The sequence below is a fragment of the Phreatobacter sp. genome, assembly GCF_016793595.1.
Classification (GTDB): Bacteria; Pseudomonadota; Alphaproteobacteria; order Rhizobiales; family Phreatobacteraceae; genus Phreatobacter.
Genome location: NZ_JAEULY010000023.1, coordinates 1 through 19,492 on the forward strand (window position 1 = coordinate 1; position 19,492 = coordinate 19,492).

A 19,492-nucleotide genomic window follows, 5' to 3' on the forward strand; every position below is an offset into this window, starting at 1 on the left:
AGGGTGGCGGCGGCAGCGGCGGCGAGGGCGAGGGTCTTGAAGCGGGTCATGGCGCGTCTCCGATGAAGGCTCAGGTGGGGCCCGATGCCCCGGTCCTCCATCAGTCGCCGCCACCGCCGAAAAGGTTCGAGGCCCGCGACGAAAAAATCGCGAGCCCCGGACAGGGTTAGCCAGACGTGAAAATGCTCAGGCGGCCGTAACGAGCTTGCCGTAGTCCGCGACCGCCGACAGGTGATGGTCGGCATCGCCGAACAGCGTGTCGATCATGGTGAGCCGTTTGAAGTAGTGGCCGGCCTTGTACTCCATGGTCATGCCGATGCCGCCGTGGAGCTGCACCGCCTGCTGGCCGATGAACTTCGCGGAGCGGCCGATCTGCACCTTGGCAGCGGAGGCGAGCGCGCGGCGCTCGACCGGATTCTCCGTCGCCGCCGTCATGGCCGCGAACATGGCCATGGACCGCGCCTGTTCCAGCGCCACGAACATCTCGGCCGCGCGGTGCTGGAGCGACTGGAACGAGCCGATATTGATGCCGAACTGCTTGCGCTGCTTGAGGTAGTCGACGGTGACGTCGGTCAGTTCGCTCATCGCGCCGACCGCCTCGGCGCAGAGAGCGGCAATGGCCTCGTCCGCCACCGCCTCGAGAATGGCGAGCCCGCCGGCCGGATCGCCGATGACCGCATCCGCCCCGACCTTGACGCCCGATAGCGTCACTTCGGCGGCGTGGGTGCCGTCCTGCGTGACGGAATCGCGACGGCTGACGCCCGGCGCATCGCCCTTGACGATGAACAGGCCGATGCCGGCCTTGTCTCGCCGCTGGCCGCCTGTGCGCGCGGAGACGATCAGATAGTCCGCCGTGCCGCCGTTGACGACGACCGACTTCTCGCCGTCGAGGACGTAGGCATCGCCGTCCTTCTTCGCGGTGGTCGTGACATCGTTGAGGTCGTAGCGTGAATGCCGCTCGGTGGTCGCCAGCGCGAAGGTGCGCGAGCCGTCGGCGATGGCCGGAATGTGCTCGGCCTTCTGCGCGGCGGAAGCCCGCTTCAGCACGCCACCGCCGAGGATAACGGTCGCAAGATAGGGCTCCAGCACCAGATATTTGCCGAGGCTCTCGGCCACCAGCATGGTCTCGACCGCGCCGCCGCCGAAACCGCCATCCTCCTCCGCGAAGGGCAGGCCGAGCAGGCCGAGTTCCGCGAACTTGGCCCAGACGTCGCGGCTGTAGCCGCCCGGCTGCGCGGCGATCTTCCTGCGGCTCTCGAAGTCATAGGTGTCGGCGAGAAAGCTGCCGATGGAGTCCTTGAGGAGCTGCTGTTCTTCGGAGAGGTCGAAATCCATGGAGACTGTCCGTTCGGTTTCGAATGACGCTGGAGCGTTAGTTCGCGTCATGCCCGGCCCAGGACCGGGTATCCACGACTTGAACACGGCGTTGCAGGAATTCCTGGATGGCCGGGCCAGGCCCGGCCATGACGACGAGAGAATGCCTCTTGAGAAGCGATACCCTCAGAGGCCCAGCACCGCCTTGGCGATGATGTTCTTCTGGATCTCGTTGGAGCCGCCGTAGATCGAGACCTTGCGCACGTTGAAATAGGTCGGCGCGATGGTCTGGGCCCATTCCGGCCCGATCGGCGGCTCGTTGGTGCCCGGCTCGTCCGGCGTATAGGGCGCCGAATGCGGACCGATCACCTCCATCAGGAGCTCGGTGGTTGCCTGCTGCAGCTCCGAACCCTTGATCTTGAGCACCGAGGAAGCCGGGTCCGGCTTGCCCTTCTCGCGCTTCGCCTCGCCGGCGATGACACGCAGCTGCGTGATCTCCAGCGCCTTCAGCTCGATCTCCACGGCCGCGATCTTCTCGCGGAAGCGGATGTCCTCGATCATGGGCTTGCCGCCCCTCTGCTCGATCCCCGCCATCTCCTTGATCTTGGCGATGCGCTGCTTGGAGATGCCGACGCGGGCGATGCCGGTGCGCTCGTTGCCGAGCAGGAATTTGGCGTAGTCCCAGCCCTTGTTCTCCTGGCCGACGAGATTCTCCAGCGGCGCCTTCACGTCGTCGAAGAACACCTCGTTGACCTCGTGGCCGCCGTCGATCGTCTGGATCGGCTTCACGGTGATGCCCGGCGTCTTCATGTCGACGAGGATGAAGGAGATGCCCTCCTGCTTCTTCACGGTCGAGTCGGTGCGGGCGAGCACGAAAATCCAGTCGGCATGCTGGCCGAGCGTGGTCCAGGTCTTCTGGCCGTTGATCACCCAGTGATCGCCGACCTTCTCGGCCTTGGTCTTGAGGCCGGCGAGATCCGAGCCGGCGCCGGGCTCCGAGAAGCCCTGGCACCACCAGTCATCGAGATTGGCGATGCGCGGCAGGAAGCGCTTCTTCTGCGCGTCGGAGCCGAACGTGTAGATCACCGGGCCGACCATCGAGGTGCCGAAGGCCAACGGCGGCGGCGACGGCGCCATCATCATCTCCTCGAGGAAGATGTACTGCTTCACCGCATCCCAGCCGGTGCCGCCATAGGCCTTCGGCCAATGGGCGACGCCCCAGCCCTTCTCGTTCAGCGTGCGCTGCCAGAAGACGATATCGTCGCGGGAGGCGTGGTGGCCGGCCGCCAGCTTCTCGCGCAGCGCCTTCGGCAGCTTTTCCGCGATGAAGTCGCGCACTTCCTTACGGAAGGCGATTTCCTCGTCGGTGAACCTCAGCTCCATGGGCCAGCCTCCTCAAAACGGGAGCGGGCCTGAGGCGCCCTCCCTGCCTGTCGCTTCCTCGCCGCGCGAAAACATACTCGCGCGAATGTTTGTTGGCCGCATTCAAGACCTGCCCGGGCGCGAAGGCAACAGGAACCTTGGAGCCCGGGCATCGCCCGAACGGGTGGCATCCCGATGCATGGCAGGGGCGAGGCTCCCGGCCGCGACATGCCATGGCCGCCATGACAGGATTGTCCGCAAGGGGCGATGTGCCCTGCAAGGAACGGCTCATGGCATTCGATTTCAAGGGCAAGCGCGTGGTGGTCTGCGGCGGCAGTCGCGGGATCGGTCGATCCATCGCGCTCGGCTTCGCGGCAGCGGGCGCCGGCGTGTCCATCTGCGCGCGGGGTGAAGACGGCTTGAAGGCCACGGCCGCCGAGATCGCCGCCCATGGTGTCGCCTCGCACTATGCGCCCTGCGATCTCGCCAGCGCCGAGGCTATCGCCGGCTACATTCCTACCGCAGCCAAGGCGCTCGGCGGCATCGACGTTCTGGTCAACAACGCCTCCGGCTTCGGCATGGGCGACGACGAGGCCGGCTGGGAGAAGGGCCTGAACGTCGACGTCATGGCGACGGTGCGCGCGAGCCACGCCGCGCTGACCTATCTCGAGGCGGCCAAGGGCTCCTCGATCGTCAACATCGCCTCGATCTCCGGCTACCGCGCCTCGACGCGCACCCCGGCCTATGCGGCGGTCAAGGCGGCGGTGATCCAGTACACGACGAGCCAGGCGGCAGCCCTCGCGCCGAAGGGCATCCGCGTCAACTGCGTCGCGCCCGGCTCCATCGAGTTTCCCGGCGGCACCTGGGAGGCGCGTCGCGCCGCCGACCCCGCCCTCTACAACAAGGTGCTGTCGGCGATCCCCTTCAACCGGCTCGGCACGCCGGAGGAAATCGCCAATGTCGTGCTGTTCCTCGCCTCGCCCTATGCGAGCTGGGTGACCGCGCAGACCGTGACGGTCGATGGCGGCCAGTTGCTGGGATGAATGAGAAAGGGCGGGCCAAGGCCCGCCCTCCCAAGGCTCTGTGCGCCCGCCTCACGCCAGCGTGTAGGCGGTCTTCACCGTGGTGTAGAACTCGCGGGCATAGGCGCCCTGCTCGCGCGGGCCGTAGCTCGAACCCTTCCGGCCACCGAACGGCACATGATAGTCGACGCCCGCTGTCGGCAGGTTGACCATGACCATGCCGGCCTCGGAATTGCGCTTGAAGTGCGAAGCATATTTCAGCGAAGTCGTGCAGATGCCCGACGACAGGCCGAACTCGGTATCGTTGGCGATCGTCAGCGCCTCGTCGTAGCTCTTGGCGCGCACCACGGCCGCCACGGGGCCGAAAATCTCCTCGCGCGCGATGCGCATGGAGTTGGTGACCTCGGTGAACAAAGCCGGCTGCAGGTAGAAGCCGGGATTGTCGCGGTTCAGCCGCTCGCCGCCCCAATGAAGCTTGGCGCCCTCGTCGCGACCGATGGCGATGTACTTCTCATCCTGACCAAGCTGCGATTCATCGACTACCGGGCCGATATGGGTGCCGGATTTCAGCGCGTCATCGACGACGAGGCCCTTGAGGCGCTCGGTGAGCGCATCGACGAAGCGGTCATGGATACCCTCGGTGACGATCAGGCGCGAGGAGGCCGTGCAGCGCTGCCCCGTGGAGAAGAAGGCGCCGTTGGCGGCGCACTCGACGGCCACCGACAGGTCGGCATCGTCCAGCACGACGAGCGGGTTCTTGCCGCCCATTTCCAGCTGCACCTTCTTCATCGGCGTGGCGGCGACGCAGGCGGCTGCCACGCGCCGGCCGGTCGCGACCGAACCGGTGAAGGAGATCGCGGCGACGTCCGGATGCTCCAGCATGGCCTGCCCGACCACCGAGCCGCGACCCATGACGATGTTGAGAACGCCCTTCGGCAGGCCGGCGCGGTTGAGGATATCGACCAGCGCCCAGGCGGAACCCGGCACGAGGTCGGCCGGCTTGATGACCACGGTGTTGCCGTAGGCGAGCGCGGGCGCGATCTTCCAGGCGGGAATGGCGATGGGGAAGTTCCACGGCGTGATCATGCCGACGACGCCGACCGCCTCGCGGGTGATCTCGATGCCGACGCCCGGACGCACGGAATTGACCAGCTCGCCATTGAGGCGCAGCGCCTCGCCGGCAAAGAAGGACAGGATCTGGCCCGCACGCGCCACCTCGCCGATACCCTCGGGAAGGGTCTTGCCTTCTTCGCGGGAGAGCAGCGCGCCGAGCTCCTCCTTGCGCGCCATGACCTCGTTCGAGGCCTTCATCAGCACATCGTAGCGCAGCTGAGGGTTGGACCGGCTCCAGGCGGGGAAGGCGTCCTTTGCGGCGGCGACCGCTGCCTTGAGGTCCTCCACCGTCCCCTGAGCATATTCGCCGACGACCTCGTTGGTGTTCGACGGATTGAGGTTTGGCGCGGCCTTGGCCGGAGGGACGAATTCGCCGGCAATGAAATTGCGGAACACGGTGGTCATGGGCCTCGCCTCCTCGAGCGCTTCTCGCTGCGGGCCGTCCTTGAACGCCCGACGGAAATAGGGCCGGCACAGAACCACAATCGCGGCGGAACGACCAGACCGCGCGGCGCGCATGGCAGCCGCCGACAGTGCCTGCAACCGGAGCGGCTGGCGCATCGCCGCGTCGCGCCCTAGATTCTCCTGTCCGACAGGCAGATTGCGATGGACATGCAGGACATCAGACCACCCCCGGGGCCGAATTCGGCCCAGATGGCCTCCCCTTCCTACCGCCTCCCGGCTCTCGATCAGGATTTCCTGCTCGCAGAGGAACAGCGCGGCGTCCGTTTCCTGCTGGAGTATGAGAAGGCAGAGCAGGCTCTCGCGCGCTGGGCGGTGAAATCGACCATCGTGGTCTTCGGGAGCGCCCGCGTGCGCGAGGATGGACCGGGCAAGCAGGCGGGGTGGTATGCCGCCGCGCGGGAATTCGGACGTCTGGCGTCAACCCACGGCGGTGCTCTGAACGCCGGCGCGGCTCCGCGCGAGAACGTCATCGCCACCGGCGGCGGACCCGGCCTCATGGAAGCGGCGAACCGCGGCGCGGCCGAAGCCGGCGCGCCCTCCATCGGCTTCAACATTCGCCTGCCGCACGAGCAGGAGCCGAACGCCTATTCCACACCGGACCTGACGTTCCTGTTCCACTATTTCGCCATGCGGAAGATGCACCTCGCCATGCGCGCCAACGCGCTGGTGGTCTTCCCCGGCGGCTTCGGGACCTTCGACGAACTGTTCGAGATTCTCGCCCTGATCCAGACCGGCAAGATGCGGCGCGTGCCGGTCGTGCTGTTCGACAGCGCCTACTGGCATCGAGTGTTCAATTTCGATGCGGTGGTGGAAGCCGGCATGATCGCGCCGCACGACCTCGATCTTGTCGCCTATGCCGACACGCCGGAAGCCATCTGGAAGCTGATCGCGACCGCCGACGGCATCGCCCCGGACCGGCCGCTCGTCCAGCCCTGACGTCACAGCAAGACCTGAGGAGACAGACCATGCCCGTCCGTATGCATGTCCTGGGCGCGGCCCATGTCGTCACCGGCTCCTCCTATCTGCTGGAAGCCAACGGCCGGCGCATTCTGGTCGATTGCGGCATGTTTCAGGGCTCCAAGACGCTGAAGGAGCTGAACTACCGGCCCTTTCCCTATGAGCCGGATCGCCTGCATGCCGTACTGCTGACCCACGCCCATATCGACCATTCCGGCCTGCTGCCGAAACTCACCAAGGCGGGCTTCCACGGCCCGATCCACGCGACGCGCTCCACCATCGAGCTCTGCGCGATCATGCTGCCGGATTCCGGTCATATCCAGGAGATGGAGGTGGAGCAGCTCAACCGGCGCCGGTCGCGCGGCGGCGAGCCGCCGGTCGAGCCGATCTACACGGCCGAGGACGCCGTCGCCTGCATGACGCAGTTCCGCCCTGTCGACTACGGCGCCTGGCTCGACCTCGGCGATGGCGCCAGGGCGCGCTGGTGGAATGCCGGTCACATCCTCGGCTCGGCTTCCATCGAGATCGAGGTCGCGGAGGCCGGCGGCGAGCCGGTCCGCATCCTCATGTCCGGCGACCTCGGTCCGGAGGCCAAGCTTTTCCATCCCGACCCTGACGGGCCGCAGGGCCTCGACCTCGTCGTCTGCGAGGCGACCTATGGCGATCGCGACCGCCCGGACACGACCATCGCCGACCGGCGCACGCTGCTCGCAAGCGAGATCCGGGCCGCCGCCCAGCGCGGCGGGCCGCTGCTCGTGCCCTGCTTCGCCGTGGAACGGACGCAAGAAATCCTCACCGACCTGATCGACCTGATGGAGGCCGGCACCATCCCGCGAGCGCCGGTCTTCGTGGACTCGCCGCTCGCCATCAAGGCGACCGAAGTATTCCGTAGCCATGCCGGCGAACTGGAGGAAGGCGGCGCGCTGGCGCGGCTCACCAACTCGCCCTTCGTGCGCTTCACCGAGAGCGCCGACCAGAGCAAGTCGCTGGCCCGCTTCCGCGGCTTCCACATCATCATCGCGGCCAGCGGCATGGCCGAGGCCGGCCGCATCCGCCATCACCTGAAGAACCATCTCTGGCGGTCATCCACGACGGTCCTGTTCGTCGGTTATCAGGCCGAGGGCACGCTCGGCCGCATCCTGCTCGATGGCGCGCCGACCGTGACCATTCACGGCGATGCCGTCAGGGTGAAGGCGCAGATCCGCTCCATCGACAGCTATTCCGGCCATGCCGACCGGACCGAGGTGCTGGACTGGCTGAAGGCGCGCCTGCCGATCCGCGGTGGCGTCGCCCTCGTTCACGCCGAGGAGCGTGCCATCGCCGCCTTCGTGCCGGTCGTCGGCGCCGAGGTCGTGACGCCCGAGCGGGTGGTGGCGCCGCATCTCGACGATGTGCTGGAGATTGCGCCCGGTAGCGTGCGGCTGGTCCTGCCGGCGACGCCGCGCCGGATCGAGCCGGAGCGCGCCAAGGGGCAGGACTGGCACAACGATTCCGCCGCCTTCCTGCTCGACCTCAAGGACACGCTGGACAAAGCGGCCGATGACCGGGCGCGCGGCGTGATCCTGCGCCGGCTGAAGAAGGCGCTGGAGGAAATCGAATAGACGCGCCTACTCGAACAGCTCCGCGAATTTCAGCTCGATCCCCGCGACCGCCTTGAGGATCTCGTTGAGGTGATGGCTCATTGCCGCCACCGCGCGCTCGGCATCGCCGTCGTCGATCGCGTCGAGAATGGCGCGATGCTGCTCGACAAGAGGCTCGGCCGAGCCCGGCACATGCAGCGTCAGCGCACAGACCCGGTCCATATGGGCCTTCTGCAACTCGATGGCGTTCCACGCCTCGGCGCAGCCCGCACCTTCCGCCAGCGCGACATGGAACAGGCTGTCGAGCTGCTGGAAGCCGCGATGGTCGCCGGCGGCGGCGGCTTGCGCCTGCGCGTCGATCAGCGCCAGCGCCCGGTTGCGGTAATGCGGATCGAAACGCTCGCAGGCGCGCCTGACGATCGCGACCTCGATCGCCTCGCGGATGAACCGAGCATCCAGCATCCGCCGCACCGAGAGCTTCACGACAACCGTTCCGCGCTGCGGCTGCACATCCACGAGGCCCTGCCGCATCAACGCGATGAACGCCTCGCGCACCGGCTGCCGCGACACCGAGAAGCGCTCGGCGATCTCCGATTCCGACAATCGCTCGCCGGGCCGCACGGTGAGGTCGATGATCTTCTCGCGCAACGCACGTTCGACGCGCGCCGCCGCGCTTTCCGGCGGGCGGGCTTCGGCGCGCGGCGAGAAATCAACATCCATCGTCACTGGCCCTTGAACTTCCATACAAGTGCATACTAGACTGAATTCCGGTCAGGAAGCCACACCTTGTCGCAAGGCTTCGATCTCAAGGTTCCCGACGACAAGAGGGACCGTCGTTTCGACCGGGAGGATACCCAGATGCTCACACGCCGCACCTTCATGTCCACCGCGGGCGCGCTCGCAGCGACGCCCGCCATCGTCGGCCCGGCTTCCGCCCAGGCCGCCATCACGCTCCGCTCCACCGACATCCATCCCGATGGCTATCCGACCATCGACGCGGTGAAGTTCATGGGCCAGCTGCTCGAGCAGCGGACCCAGGGACGCATCAAGATCAACGTCTTCCACTCCGCGCAGCTTGGTCAGGAACGCGACACGATCGACCAGACGCGCTTCGGCGTCATCGACATGAACCGCATCAACATGGCGCCGTTCAACAACCTGATCGCCTCGACCAACGTGCCCTCGCTGCCGTTCATCTTCCGGTCGGTCGCGCATATGCGGAAAGTGATGGATGGTGCCATTGGCGACTCCATCCTCAATGACTTCACGCCGCATAACCTCGTCGGCCTCGCCTTCTATGATTCCGGCTCGCGCTCGTTCTACAATTCCAAGCGGCCAATCAACACGCCGGCCGACATGCGCGGCATGAAGATTCGCGTCCAGCAGTCCGACATGTTCGTGGCCCTCGTGCAGGCGCTCGGCGCCAACGCGACGCCCATGCCGTTCGGCGAGGTCTATACCAGCTTGCAGACCGGCGTCATCGACGGCGCGGAGAACAATTGGCCGAGCTATGAATCGACGCGCCATTTCGAGGTCTCGAAGTTCTACTCGCTGACCGAGCACTCGCTGAGCCCCGAAGTGCTGGTCATGTCGAAGCGCTCCTTCGACAAGTTCAACGCCGCCGACCAGGCGCTGATCCGCGCCGCCGCCAAGGAATCGGTCGTCAAGATGCGCGAGCTCTGGGACGCCCGCGAGAAGGCCTCCGAGGCCAAGGTCCGCGCCGGCGGCGCGCAGATCAACACGGTCGAGAAACAGCCGTTCATCGACGCGATGAAGCCGGTCTACGACCGTTTCGTCACCGACGCCAAGATGAAGGATCTCGTCGCCCGCATCCAGGCGACGACCTGACGCCTGCCTGAACCGGGAGCCTGCCGCGCCGGGTGCGCGGCGGGCATCTCGCCTCCCCGCGCCGCGAGCAATGTCAGGTTCGATAATCGCATGGTCGCCGTCCTGAAGCTCCTCGAACCGGTCGCCGGCTGGATCAGCCGGGCCGCTCTCCTTCTCGCCGGCCTCGGCGTGGTCGCCATGACCGTCCTGGTGTTCTGGAGCATCGTCGGCCGCTACGTCTTCAACGACACGCCGACCTGGACCGAGCCGGCCGTGCTGCTGCTGATGTCGTGGTTCATCCTGCTCGGCTCGGCGGTCGGCGTCCGGGAGCGCAGCCATATCGGCTTCGAGATCGGCCTTGCCGCCGCGCCTCCGCCACTTCGCCTCGCGATGAAGGTGGTCACGGAGGCGCTGCTGGTCGGCTTCGGCGTCGCCATGGTCGTCTATGGCGCGCAGCTCGCGGCCGGCACCTGGAGCAGCCTCACGCCAATGCTCGGCATCAGCCAGGGCTGGGACTACGTACCGGTCGCCGCCGGCGGCGCGCTGATCGTCCTGTTCTCGGTCGAGCGGCTGCTGATGATCCTGACCGGCACCGACGACACGGCATCCCTCGACCACGGCACGGGCGAGATCTGACGATGGAACTCGCGATCCTCTTCGGCACATTCGCCGTTCTGCTGCTGATCGGCATGCCGATCGCCTTCTGCCTCGGCATCGCCTCGCTGGCGACTGTCTTCTATATGGACGTGCCGGCGGTGGTCGTCTTCCAGCAGATGAATTCCGGCATGAACGCCTTCGCGATGATGGCGATCCCGTTCTTCATCTATTCCGGCGATCTGATGATCCGCGGCGGCATAGCCGAGCGCCTGATCTCGTTCGCGGCCTCGCTGGTCGGCCATATCCGCGGCGGCCTTGGGCAGGTGAACGTCGTGACGGCGACGCTGTTCGGCGGCATTTCCGGCTCGGCCGTCGCCGACGCATCGGCGGTGGGCGGATTGATGATCCCCCAGATGAAGAAGCGCGGCTACGACGCCGACTACGCGGTGAACGTCACGGCGAACGCGGCCATCATCGCGCTGCTCATTCCACCGTCGCACAACATGATCATCTATTCGCTGGCGGCCGGCGGAAACCTCTCCATCGCCGACCTGTTCACCGCCGGCATCGTGCCCGGCCTGATGCTGGCGGGCTCGCTGATGGTGGCAGCCTATTTCGTCGCGCGCACGCGCGGCTATCCGGCGGAGGCCTTTCCCGGCTGGCGCATGGTGGCCCAGACGCTGGTTGTCGCCCTGCCGGGCATCCTCCTGATCGGCATCATCTTCGGCGGCGTGCGCTCCGGCGTCTTCACCGCGACGGAAAGCTCCTGCGTCGCCGTGGTCTATGCGCTGCTGGTGACGATCTTCGTGTACCGGCAGCTGTCGTGGGAGGCCTTCGTCGAGGCGACGTCTGGCGCGGTGCGCACCACGGCCATGGTGCTGCTCGTCATCGGCACGGCGGCCGCCTTCGGCTGGCTGATGGCCTTCCTGCAGGTGCCGGCCCAGACCGTCGCCTTCATGAAATCGATCACCAACGATCCGATCGCGATGCTCCTCCTGATCAACGTGATCCTCCTGTTCCTCGGCACCTTCATGGACATGGCGCCGATGATCATCATCCTGACCCCGATCCTGCTGCCTGTCGTGAAGGCCTTCGGCGTCGATCCCATCCATTTCGGCGTGATCCTGATCCTCAATGCCGGCATCGGCCTCAACACCCCGCCGGTCGGCTCGGTGCAGTTCGTCGCCTGCGCCATCGGCAAGATCAGCATCGGCGAGAGCATGAAGACGATCTGGCCCTTCTACGGCGCCTCCGTCGCCGTGCTGCTGCTGGTCACCTATGTGCCGGCCTTCTCGCTCTGGCTGCCGAAACTGTTCCACTGACCTGCCGCATCGACCGGGGTTCGCCATGACCATCGCCGTCCGACATCCCTCGCATCCCGAGGCCGTCAAGCACTACGACACCGCCGCCCTGCGCGCGCATTTCCTCGTCGAGACGCTGTTCCGGCCGGACGCGGTCGAACTGACCTACAGCCATGTCGACCGCATCGTGATCGGCGGCGCCATGCCGGTCGCCAGGCCGCTGAAGCTCGAAACGGACAGGGCGACCATCGGCCAGCCGACCTTCCTCACCCGCCGCGAGCTCGGCGTCTGCAATATCGGCGGCCCCGGCCGCGTCGTCTGCGACGGCGAGAGCTTCCAGGTGAAGCTGCGCGACATGCTCTATGTCGCCATGGGCACGAGCGAGGTGACGTTCCACGCCGACGACCCGCAGAACCCGCCGAAATTCTACCTGTTCTCCACGCCCGCCCACGCCCGGCACAAGACGGTGCTGGTCGGCGAGGCCGACGCCAGGGCTATCAACCCCGGCAGCCAGGAGCAGGCGAACCTCCGCACCGTGCGCCAGTACATCCTTCCCGGGCTGGTCGAGACCTGCCAGCTGGTCATGGGCCTCACCACGCTGAAGCCCGGCAACATCTGGAACACCATGCCGGCCCACGTCCACGACCGGCGCTGCGAGGCCTATCTCTATTTCGACCTGCCGGCTGAATCGCGCATCGTCCACCTGATGGGCGAGCCGCGGGAGACGCGCCACCTGATCGTCGCCAACGAACAGGCGATCATCTCGCCGCCCTGGTCGATCCACTCGGGCTGCGGCACCTCGGCCTATTCGTTCATCTGGGCGATGGGCGGCGACAATCAGGACTACACGGACATGGACATGGTCAATGTCGGAGACCTGAAGTGACTGCTGCCAAGGGAACCGACATCTTCCTGCATGACCGCGACGTGCCCTGGACCGATCTGGGCGGCGGCGTGAAGCGCAAGATCCTCACCTGGGACGAGACCCTGATGCTGGTCCGCGTCGCCTTCGAGAAGGGCGGCGTCGGCGCGCTGCACAGCCACCCGCACATCCAGTCCACCATGGTCCTGTCGGGCAGCTTCGAGATGACCATCGGCGACCGGACCACGATCATCAAGGCGGGCGACTGCTACATCGTGCCGACCGGCGTGGTGCACGGCGTTGTCTGCCTGGAGGCGGGTGAGCTGCTCGACGCCTTCGCCCCCATGCGCGCCGATTTCGTCTGAGGTTTCAGCCCCGCGCCTCGGGAAGCCCTGCCGGCCAGGAATCCGGCTGCGGGTGGACACCTCGGGCTCTCTCCCCCACTCTGCCGGTATGGAAGCGCTCTTCATCGGCCAGACCTATATCGATGTCACCCTGCTGGCGGATGAGATTCCGACCGGCGACGACAAGGCGGTGGCACGGGACTACGCGGTGTCTTTCGGCGGCAATGCGGTGACCGCCGCCTTCGCCTGCGCGAAGCTCGGCATCGCGCCGGACCTCCTCACATCGCTTGCCGGCGACTGGCTTGGCCGCATGTTCACCGACATGGCCGCGCGCTACGGCGTCTTCGTTCACCCCCGGCCGGTGAAGCGGTCGTCGCTGTCCTTCGTCATCCCGAACAACGGCAAGCGCGCTATCCTGCGCGCCCGCGACGACAATTACCTGCATCCCTATCCGACGCTGAATCTCGACGGCTGCCGCCTGCTGCACCTCGACGGTCACCAGTCCGACGCGGCCATCGCCTATGCGAAGGCATGCCGCGAGAAGGGCATCGTGACCTCGCTCGACGGCGGCGGCCTGCGCTCCAACACCCATGAGCTTCTGGAATTCATCGACATCGCGGTGGTCGCCGAGCGCCTCTGCGAACAGATGGAGCTCACTCCCAACGAGATGCTGACCTATCTCCACGCTCGCGGCTGCGCCGTTGGCGCGGTAACGCTCGGCGAGCGCGGCATCGTCTGGATCGAAAAGAGCGGCGAGAAGCGCGAGATGGCGGCGCTGAAAGTGCCGCGTGCCCGCGTGGTCGACACCAACGGCGCCGGCGACATCTTCCATGGCGCCTACTGCTATTCGTACCTGTCGCAGCCGGATGCGCCCTGGGAGGAGCATTTCCGTTTCGCTCGCGCGGCCTCCGCTCATTCGGTTCAGCATCTTGGCAACGAGGCGAGCCTGCCTTCGCTCGCCGACATCACCGCAATTCGTGCCGCTCTGGAGACGTGATGCGCGGCAGCCCGCCGCATCCCGTTACGATTTGTCGCGTTCGCACGCCGGAAATTCGTGGTTGATCTGATCCGCCTCTCTGTTCAGAACGAAGACCCCATCTTCTAGTTGCACGAGGCCTTATGCCTGCGAGCCGCCACCCGACCGCGTTCATCACACCCGTCGTCGCGCTGGGCGTCGCAATAGTGGCCACTGTCTTCCCCGACCTGATCAAGGCCATTCCGGGCTCGACCACCATATGGCCGATCGTGGAATTTGCGATCCTCGGGGCTGCTGTCTTCGCCGCCGTCCACCATGCCGATGTCGTCGCCCACCGCACCGGCGAGCCCTACGGCACGCTGGTTCTGACCATCGCGGTCATGGTCATCGAAGTCTCGCTGATCATCTCGATCATGCTGGCAGGCGACGGCTCGCCGACGCTCGCGCGGGACACGATCTTCGGCGTCATCATGGTCGTCTGCAACGGCCTGGTCGGCCTCTGCATCATTATGGGCGGCCTCAAATACGGCGAGCAGGGCTTCCACATTTCAGGCGCCCGGGCCTATCTCGTGGTGCTCATGCCGCTTGCGACCATGACGCTGATCCTGCCGAACTACACGATCAGCGCGCCGGGGGCTGCCTTCAACGTCAGCCAGCTCGTCTTCGTCACCATGGCGACCATCGTGCTCTACGGCATCTTTCTCTATGTGCAGACGGTGCGCCATCGCGACTACTTCCTGTCGGACGACGGCATGTCCACGGCTGACGAGCACGCCCATGTGCCGAGCGACCGGGAGGTCGCCGCCAGCGTGGTTCTGCTCGTCGCAGCACTGGTCGGCGTCGTGCTGCTGGCCAAGCACTTTGCCGAGACCGTAAAGCTCGGGGTCGCGGTCGTCGGCGCGCCGATCGGCATTATCGGCCTTCTGGTCGCCATGATGGTGCTGCTGCCGGAGAGCCTTGCGGCGCTGCGGGCCGCCAAGCGCAACGAGCTGCAGAAGAGCATCAATCTGGCGCTCGGTTCGTCGCTCGCCACGATCGGCCTGACGATCCCCGCCGTCTGCGCGGTTGCGATCGTGCTCAATCAGCCGCTCAGCCTCGGTCTGGAGACGCGCGACATCGTGCTGATGATGCTGACCTTCGCGGTCAGCCTTGTCACCTTCGGCGGCGGCCGCACCAACATCCCTGCCCGGTGTCGTCCACCTGGTCCTGTTCGCGACCTATGTGTTCCTGATCTTCGCGCCTTGACGGAAACGGAAATGCCCGGCGCGAGGCCGGGCATTTCCATTTTACTTCCCCGAACCTCGGATCCGCTATCGCCTCACTCGGCCGCCATGCGCAGTGCGGGGGCCGGCTCCTCGGTATCGGCCGGTTCCTGCTTCGGCTGCTTGTCTGACGGCTTGACGCGGAACCAGACCGCGTAGAGCGCCGGCAGGAACAGGAGCGTCAGCAGCGTCGCGCCGGCGAGACCGCCGCCGATGGTGATCGCCATCGGTCCCCAGAACAGCGAGCGGGCCAGCGGGATCATCGCAAGGATGGCGGCGAGCGCGGTCAGCACCACCGGCCGCGAGCGGCGTACGGTCGCCTCGATGATGGCGTCGTGCAGCGAGTAGCCGGCTGCTACCTCCTCGTCGATCTGCTGCACCAAGATCACCGTGTTGCGCATGATCATGCCGGCGAGAGCGATGAGGCCGAGCAGCGCCACGAACCCGAAGGGTGCGTTCAGAAGGTTCAGCGCGAAGGCCGCGCCGACAATGCCGAGCGGGGCGGTGAGGAACACCAACGCCAACCGCGAGAAGGACTGGAGCTGGATCATCAGCACGGTCAGCATGCCGAGCAGCATGATCGGGAACAGCACGAAGATGGAGGCATTGGCCTTGGCGGATTCCTCCACCGCGCCTCCCTGCTCGATGCGCATGGTCGGCGGCAGGCTGGCGATGAGCCCCTTCAGCGCCTCCTGAACCTGCGCGCTGACCACCGGCGGCTGGACGCCGTCGGCGACGTCCGCGCGCACGGTCATGGTCAGGTCGCGGTTGCGCCGCCAGAGGATCGGGTCCTCCTGCCGGAACTCGATGCGCGCGACCTGCGCCAGCGGCACCGGCACGCCACCACGCGCGATGATGGTCAGGTCCCCGATACGACCGAGGTCGACACGTTCCGAGGGCACCGCGCGGGCGACGATGTCGACCTTCTCAGTGCGGTCGCGCACCGTCGTAACCGTCGCGCCCGAGAGCAGCGTCTGCAGCGTCTGTGCGACATCCTGCACGTTGAGGCCGAGCGAACGGGCGCGGTCCTGATCCACCACCAGGCGGACCGAGGGCGACTGCTCGTTCCAGTCGAGGTGCGGATCGCGCGCGTTGGGATTGCCGCGCATGATCTCGCGCACCTTCACCGCGGTCTCGCGAACGAGCTGCGGCTCGGGTCCGATCACCCGGAACTGCACGGGGAAGCCGACCGGCGGTCCGAAATTGAAGCGGTCGACGCGCACGCGCGCCTCCGACAGCGCCCCGGCGGCGACCTCGCGCTCAAGCCGCGCCTTGACGCGCTCGCGGCCTTCGAGGGTCTTCGCCTGGATGACGATCTCGGCGAAGGACTCGTCCGGCAGCTGCGGATTGAGGCCGAGCCAGAATCGCGGCGAACCCTGGCCGACATAGGTCGTGTAGGTGGCGATGTCGGCATCGCCCTTCAGCATGGTTTCGGCGCGCTTGGCGGTTTCCAGCGAGGCGGTGATCGCCGTGCCCTGCGGCAGGCGCATCTGGAAGAACAGCTCGGTGCGTTCCGAGACCGGGAAGAACTGCTGCTGCACCCGGCCGAAGGCGACGATGGAGGTCGCGAACAGCAGGACCGTTGCGGCAACCACGAGGAACTTGTGATCGACGCACCAGCCGATGACGCGGCGAAGGGCGTTGTAGGTCGGCGTCTCGTAGAGGGCGTGCGGGTTCGAATGGTCGACGCGCTGGGGCGCCGGCTTGCCCCGCTTCGCCGCGCGCGCGAGGCGGCGCTGGTACTTGCGCTCCTCGACCGCATGGAAGTCGGGGAGCAGCTTCGCGCCCAGATAGGGCGTGAAGATCACCGCGACGAACCACGAGACGATCAGCGCGATGCCGACCACCCAGAAGATCGAGCCGGTATATTCGCCGACGCCCGAGTTCGCGAGGCCGACCGGCAGGAAGCCGATCGCGGTGACCAGCGTGCCGGTCAGCATCGGGAAGGCCGTGGAGGTCCAGGCATAGGCCGCGGCCGACAGGCGATCCCAGCCCTGCTCCATCTTCACCACCATCATCTCCACGGCGATGATCGCATCGTCGACCAGCAGGCCAAGGGCGATGATCAGCGCGCCGAGCGAAATGCGGTGCAGGTCGATGCCGAGCGCGAACATGGCGATGAAGATCACCGCCAGCACCAGCGGCACCGACAGCGCCACGATGATGCCGGTGCGCCAGCCGAGCGAGACGAAGGAGACGAACAGCACGATGGCCAGCGCCTCCAGGAACACCTTGATGAACTCGGAGATCGCCGTCTCGACGACATGCGGCTGGTCAGCGATCTGGCCGAGCTCGATGCCCGCCGGCAGCTCGCGGCGGAACTCCTCGCGTGCCGCGGCAAGGTCGTGGCCGAGCTGCGAGATGTTGCCGCCCTTCTGCATGACCACGCCGACGAGCACGGCCTGCTCGCCCTCCTGGCGGATGAGATAGGTCGGCGGATCGACGAAGCCGCGCGTCACCGTCGCGATATCGCCGAGCCGGAAGATGCGGCCGTTGACGTCGACCGGGGTCGCGGCGACGGCTGCGACGCCGTCGAGCGCGCCGGTGACGCGCAGCGGCACGCGGTTGGCGCCGGTGTCGATCGTGCCTGCGGGAACCACGGCGTTCTGACGCTGGAGGCTGTCGAAAATGGCGGAGGCCGGCACGCCGAGCGTCGCAAGCTTGGCATGGCTGAACTCGACGAAGATGCGCTCGTCCTGCGCGCCGTAGATATTGACCTTGGTGACGCTCGGCACGCGCAGCATGCGGCTCTTCAGGGCCTCGGCATAGCGCTTCAGGTCGGCGTAGGAGGCGCCGTCCCCGGTCAGCGTGAACAGGACGGAATCGACGTCGCCATATTCGTCATTGATGTTCGGGCCGATCAGGCCGGCCGGCAGCTCAGCGCGGATGTCGTCGAGCTTCTTGCGCAACTGGTAGAAGAGCTGCGGCACGTCGCGCGCCGGCGTCTGGTCGCGGAACGACACCTGCATGGCCGTGAAGCCGGGCTTGGTGTAGGTCTGCACCCGCTCGAACCAGGGCAGTTCCTGCAGCTTTTTCTCGATGCGCTCGGCAACCTGATCCTGCATCTCCCGGGTGGTTGCACCGGGCCAGATCGCGGTCACGATCGCCACCTTGATGGTGAAGGCCGGGTCTTCGGCGCGCCCCAGCCGCGAAAATGAGTAGGCGCCGCCTGCGACCAGCGCGAGGATCATGAACAGCACGAGCGCGGGGTGCGTCACCGCCCAGTGTGACCAGTTGTTGCGCACCAGACTCGGATCGTGGCTGTCGTGCGCGGCGGAGGAATTGTGTCCGGAAGACATGGGGGCTCGCTCCGCGAGGAAGGATGGCGGTCAGTGCGGATGGATGGCGGGAGCGCGCCGGGGCGGCGCGCCCGGGATGCGGATCAACGGCCGGCGACGACGCGCACGCGCTGGCTCTCGTCGAGCTTGTGGACGCCGAGCGCGACGACCTTGTCGCCCTCCGCGACACCATCGGCGATGAGCACTTCGCGACCGTCATAGCCCGCGACCGTCACTGGCTTCAGAGTCAGCCTGCCGGTTGCGGGCTCGACCACGAAGACCGAGGGGCCGCGCCCTTCCGAATAGAGCGCGGAGATGGGGAGGCGAGCCACGCGGGCGGACGCGGGCTCGCCGACCGCGACGGTTGCCGTCATACCTATGACGACACCGTCATCGGCGTCCTGAATGGTGAAGCGGGCCTGGAAGGTCCGGGTCGCCGTGTCCGCCGAGGCGGCGAACTCGCGCAGCGTGGCGCGGTAGGTCTTTCCGGCATTCGACCAGAGCGAGACGGTCGCCTGGCCGGCGCGCACATGCTCGATCAGCGCCTCCGGGATCGCGACGACGGCTTCGCGTTCGCCCGAACGGGCGAGACGGATCACCGGCGTACCGGCAGCAACGACCTGACCGGGCTCGGCCATGGTCGCCGTCACGACGCCGTCGGCATCGGCGACGAGCGCGGCATAGGTGAGCTGGTTATCCGCAAGGTCGAGGGCGCGCTTGGCACGGTCGAGTCGGCCGCGGGCATCGGCGCTGCGGGCGAGCTGGGTATCCAGCGTTGCCTGTGTCGCCCAGCCAGCGACACGCAGATCCTGCGTGCGCTTGTCCTGCGCGAGCGAGGCATTGAGGTTCACCTGCGCCGCGGTCAGCTCGGCCTCGGCCTGTTCGCGCTGAAGCGTCAGGTCGGCCGCGTCGAGCCGGGCCAGCGGCTGGCCGCGGCTGACGCGCTCACCCTGCTGCACCAGCCGCTCGGCGACCTTGCCGGCGACGCGGAACCCGAGATCGCTCTCGATGCGCGGGCGCACGGTGCCGACGAAGCTGCGCTCGCGGTTGCGCGGTCCATACGTGATCGTTTCGGTCACCACGGCGCGGGCTGCCGCCTCCGGTTTGGCCTCGGTGCTTGCATTGCCTTCGGTACAGGCGGCAAGGCCGAGAGCCAGAAGCGAGACGAGCGCCAGGGAGCGGATGGCGGCGGGGGACGAGGAACCGAAGACGCTGGACGACATGAGGGCTGT

General features: G+C 66.8%; 16 protein-coding genes. 10 read left to right on the forward strand and 6 right to left on the reverse strand.

Going from position 1 to position 19,492, the window contains the following annotated elements; genetic code table 11:
- Positions 1–186 precede the first annotated feature (186 nt).
- The gene (locus JNK84_RS20490) at positions 187–1,335 is read right to left on the reverse strand and encodes an acyl-CoA dehydrogenase family protein (protein ID WP_293427626.1); all 1,149 of its coding nucleotides are present in this window, start codon (positions 1,333–1,335) and stop codon (positions 187–189) included.
- 165 nt (positions 1,336–1,500) lie between these two features.
- Complete coding sequence (gene pimC / locus JNK84_RS20495) at positions 1,501–2,697, reverse strand: pimeloyl-CoA dehydrogenase large subunit (RefSeq protein ID WP_293427629.1); 1,197 nt, start codon at positions 2,695–2,697, stop codon at positions 1,501–1,503.
- Between the two features lie 269 nt (positions 2,698–2,966).
- Here pimC and JNK84_RS20500 point away from each other — a divergent pair, with 269 nt between their 5' ends.
- Positions 2,967–3,719 carry an SDR family NAD(P)-dependent oxidoreductase gene (locus JNK84_RS20500; RefSeq protein ID WP_293427632.1) on the forward strand — a complete coding sequence of 251 codons (753 nt, stop codon included), beginning with the start codon at positions 2,967–2,969 and terminating at the stop codon, positions 3,717–3,719.
- 51 nt (positions 3,720–3,770) lie between these two features.
- Here the strand turns inward: JNK84_RS20500 and JNK84_RS20505 are convergent, their stop codons facing one another.
- Positions 3,771–5,216 carry an aldehyde dehydrogenase family protein gene (locus JNK84_RS20505; RefSeq protein ID WP_293427635.1) on the reverse strand — a complete coding sequence of 482 codons (1,446 nt, stop codon included), beginning with the start codon at positions 5,214–5,216 and terminating at the stop codon, positions 3,771–3,773.
- 249 nt (positions 5,217–5,465) lie between these two features.
- Between JNK84_RS20505 and JNK84_RS20510 the strand changes: the two genes are divergently transcribed.
- Positions 5,466–6,212 carry a TIGR00730 family Rossman fold protein gene (locus JNK84_RS20510; protein WP_293427637.1) on the forward strand — a complete coding sequence of 249 codons (747 nt, stop codon included), beginning with the start codon at positions 5,466–5,468 and terminating at the stop codon, positions 6,210–6,212.
- Positions 6,213–6,241: 29 nt separating this feature from the next.
- Positions 6,242–7,834, forward strand: coding sequence for an MBL fold metallo-hydrolase (locus tag JNK84_RS20515; protein WP_293427639.1), 1,593 nt, complete (start codon positions 6,242–6,244; stop codon positions 7,832–7,834).
- A gap of 6 nt (positions 7,835–7,840) precedes the next feature.
- Here the strand turns inward: JNK84_RS20515 and JNK84_RS20520 are convergent, their stop codons facing one another.
- Positions 7,841–8,533, reverse strand: coding sequence for a GntR family transcriptional regulator (locus tag JNK84_RS20520; protein ID WP_293427641.1), 693 nt, complete (start codon positions 8,531–8,533; stop codon positions 7,841–7,843).
- A gap of 138 nt (positions 8,534–8,671) precedes the next feature.
- On the opposite strand from JNK84_RS20520, the gene JNK84_RS20525 reads away from it, so the two are divergent.
- From JNK84_RS20525 to JNK84_RS20555, 7 genes are all read left to right on the forward strand, one after another.
- Positions 8,672–9,661 (forward strand): TRAP transporter substrate-binding protein, encoded by a 990-nt coding sequence (locus JNK84_RS20525; protein WP_293427643.1) that lies wholly within the window; start codon positions 8,672–8,674, stop codon positions 9,659–9,661.
- A 90-nt stretch (positions 9,662–9,751) separates the two neighbouring features.
- On the forward strand, positions 9,752–10,276 hold the full coding sequence (locus JNK84_RS20530) for a TRAP transporter small permease (protein WP_293427646.1): 525 nt from the start codon (positions 9,752–9,754) through the stop codon (positions 10,274–10,276).
- 2 nt (positions 10,277–10,278) lie between these two features.
- Positions 10,279–11,559, forward strand: coding sequence for a TRAP transporter large permease (locus tag JNK84_RS20535; protein WP_293427649.1), 1,281 nt, complete (start codon positions 10,279–10,281; stop codon positions 11,557–11,559).
- A 25-nt stretch (positions 11,560–11,584) separates the two neighbouring features.
- Positions 11,585–12,424 carry a 5-dehydro-4-deoxy-D-glucuronate isomerase gene (kduI, locus tag JNK84_RS20540; protein WP_293427652.1) on the forward strand — a complete coding sequence of 280 codons (840 nt, stop codon included), beginning with the start codon at positions 11,585–11,587 and terminating at the stop codon, positions 12,422–12,424.
- Positions 12,421–12,765 carry a cupin domain-containing protein gene (locus tag JNK84_RS20545; RefSeq protein ID WP_293427655.1) on the forward strand — a complete coding sequence of 115 codons (345 nt, stop codon included), beginning with the start codon at positions 12,421–12,423 and terminating at the stop codon, positions 12,763–12,765. The genes kduI and JNK84_RS20545 overlap by 4 nt, the downstream gene beginning before the upstream one ends.
- An 88-nt stretch (positions 12,766–12,853) precedes the next feature.
- A complete protein-coding gene (locus tag JNK84_RS20550) occupies positions 12,854–13,741 on the forward strand; it encodes a sugar kinase (RefSeq protein ID WP_293427658.1) in 888 nt (295 codons plus the stop codon).
- Positions 13,742–13,863: 122 nt separating this feature from the next.
- On the forward strand, positions 13,864–15,141 hold the full coding sequence (locus JNK84_RS20555; protein ID WP_293427661.1) for a calcium:proton antiporter: 1,278 nt from the start codon (positions 13,864–13,866) through the stop codon (positions 15,139–15,141).
- On the opposite strand, the gene JNK84_RS20560 is transcribed toward JNK84_RS20555, so the two are convergent.
- Entirely contained in the window at positions 15,039–18,230 is a 3,192-nt protein-coding gene (locus JNK84_RS20560; RefSeq protein ID WP_293427954.1) for an efflux RND transporter permease subunit, read from the reverse strand. The two genes, JNK84_RS20555 and JNK84_RS20560, sit on opposite strands and share 103 nt — an antisense overlap.
- Positions 18,231–18,364: 134 nt before the next feature.
- Positions 18,365–19,483, reverse strand: a complete 1,119-nt coding sequence (locus JNK84_RS20565) for an efflux RND transporter periplasmic adaptor subunit (protein WP_293427664.1) — start codon at positions 19,481–19,483, stop codon at positions 18,365–18,367.
- Between the last annotated feature and the right edge of the window lie 9 nt (positions 19,484–19,492).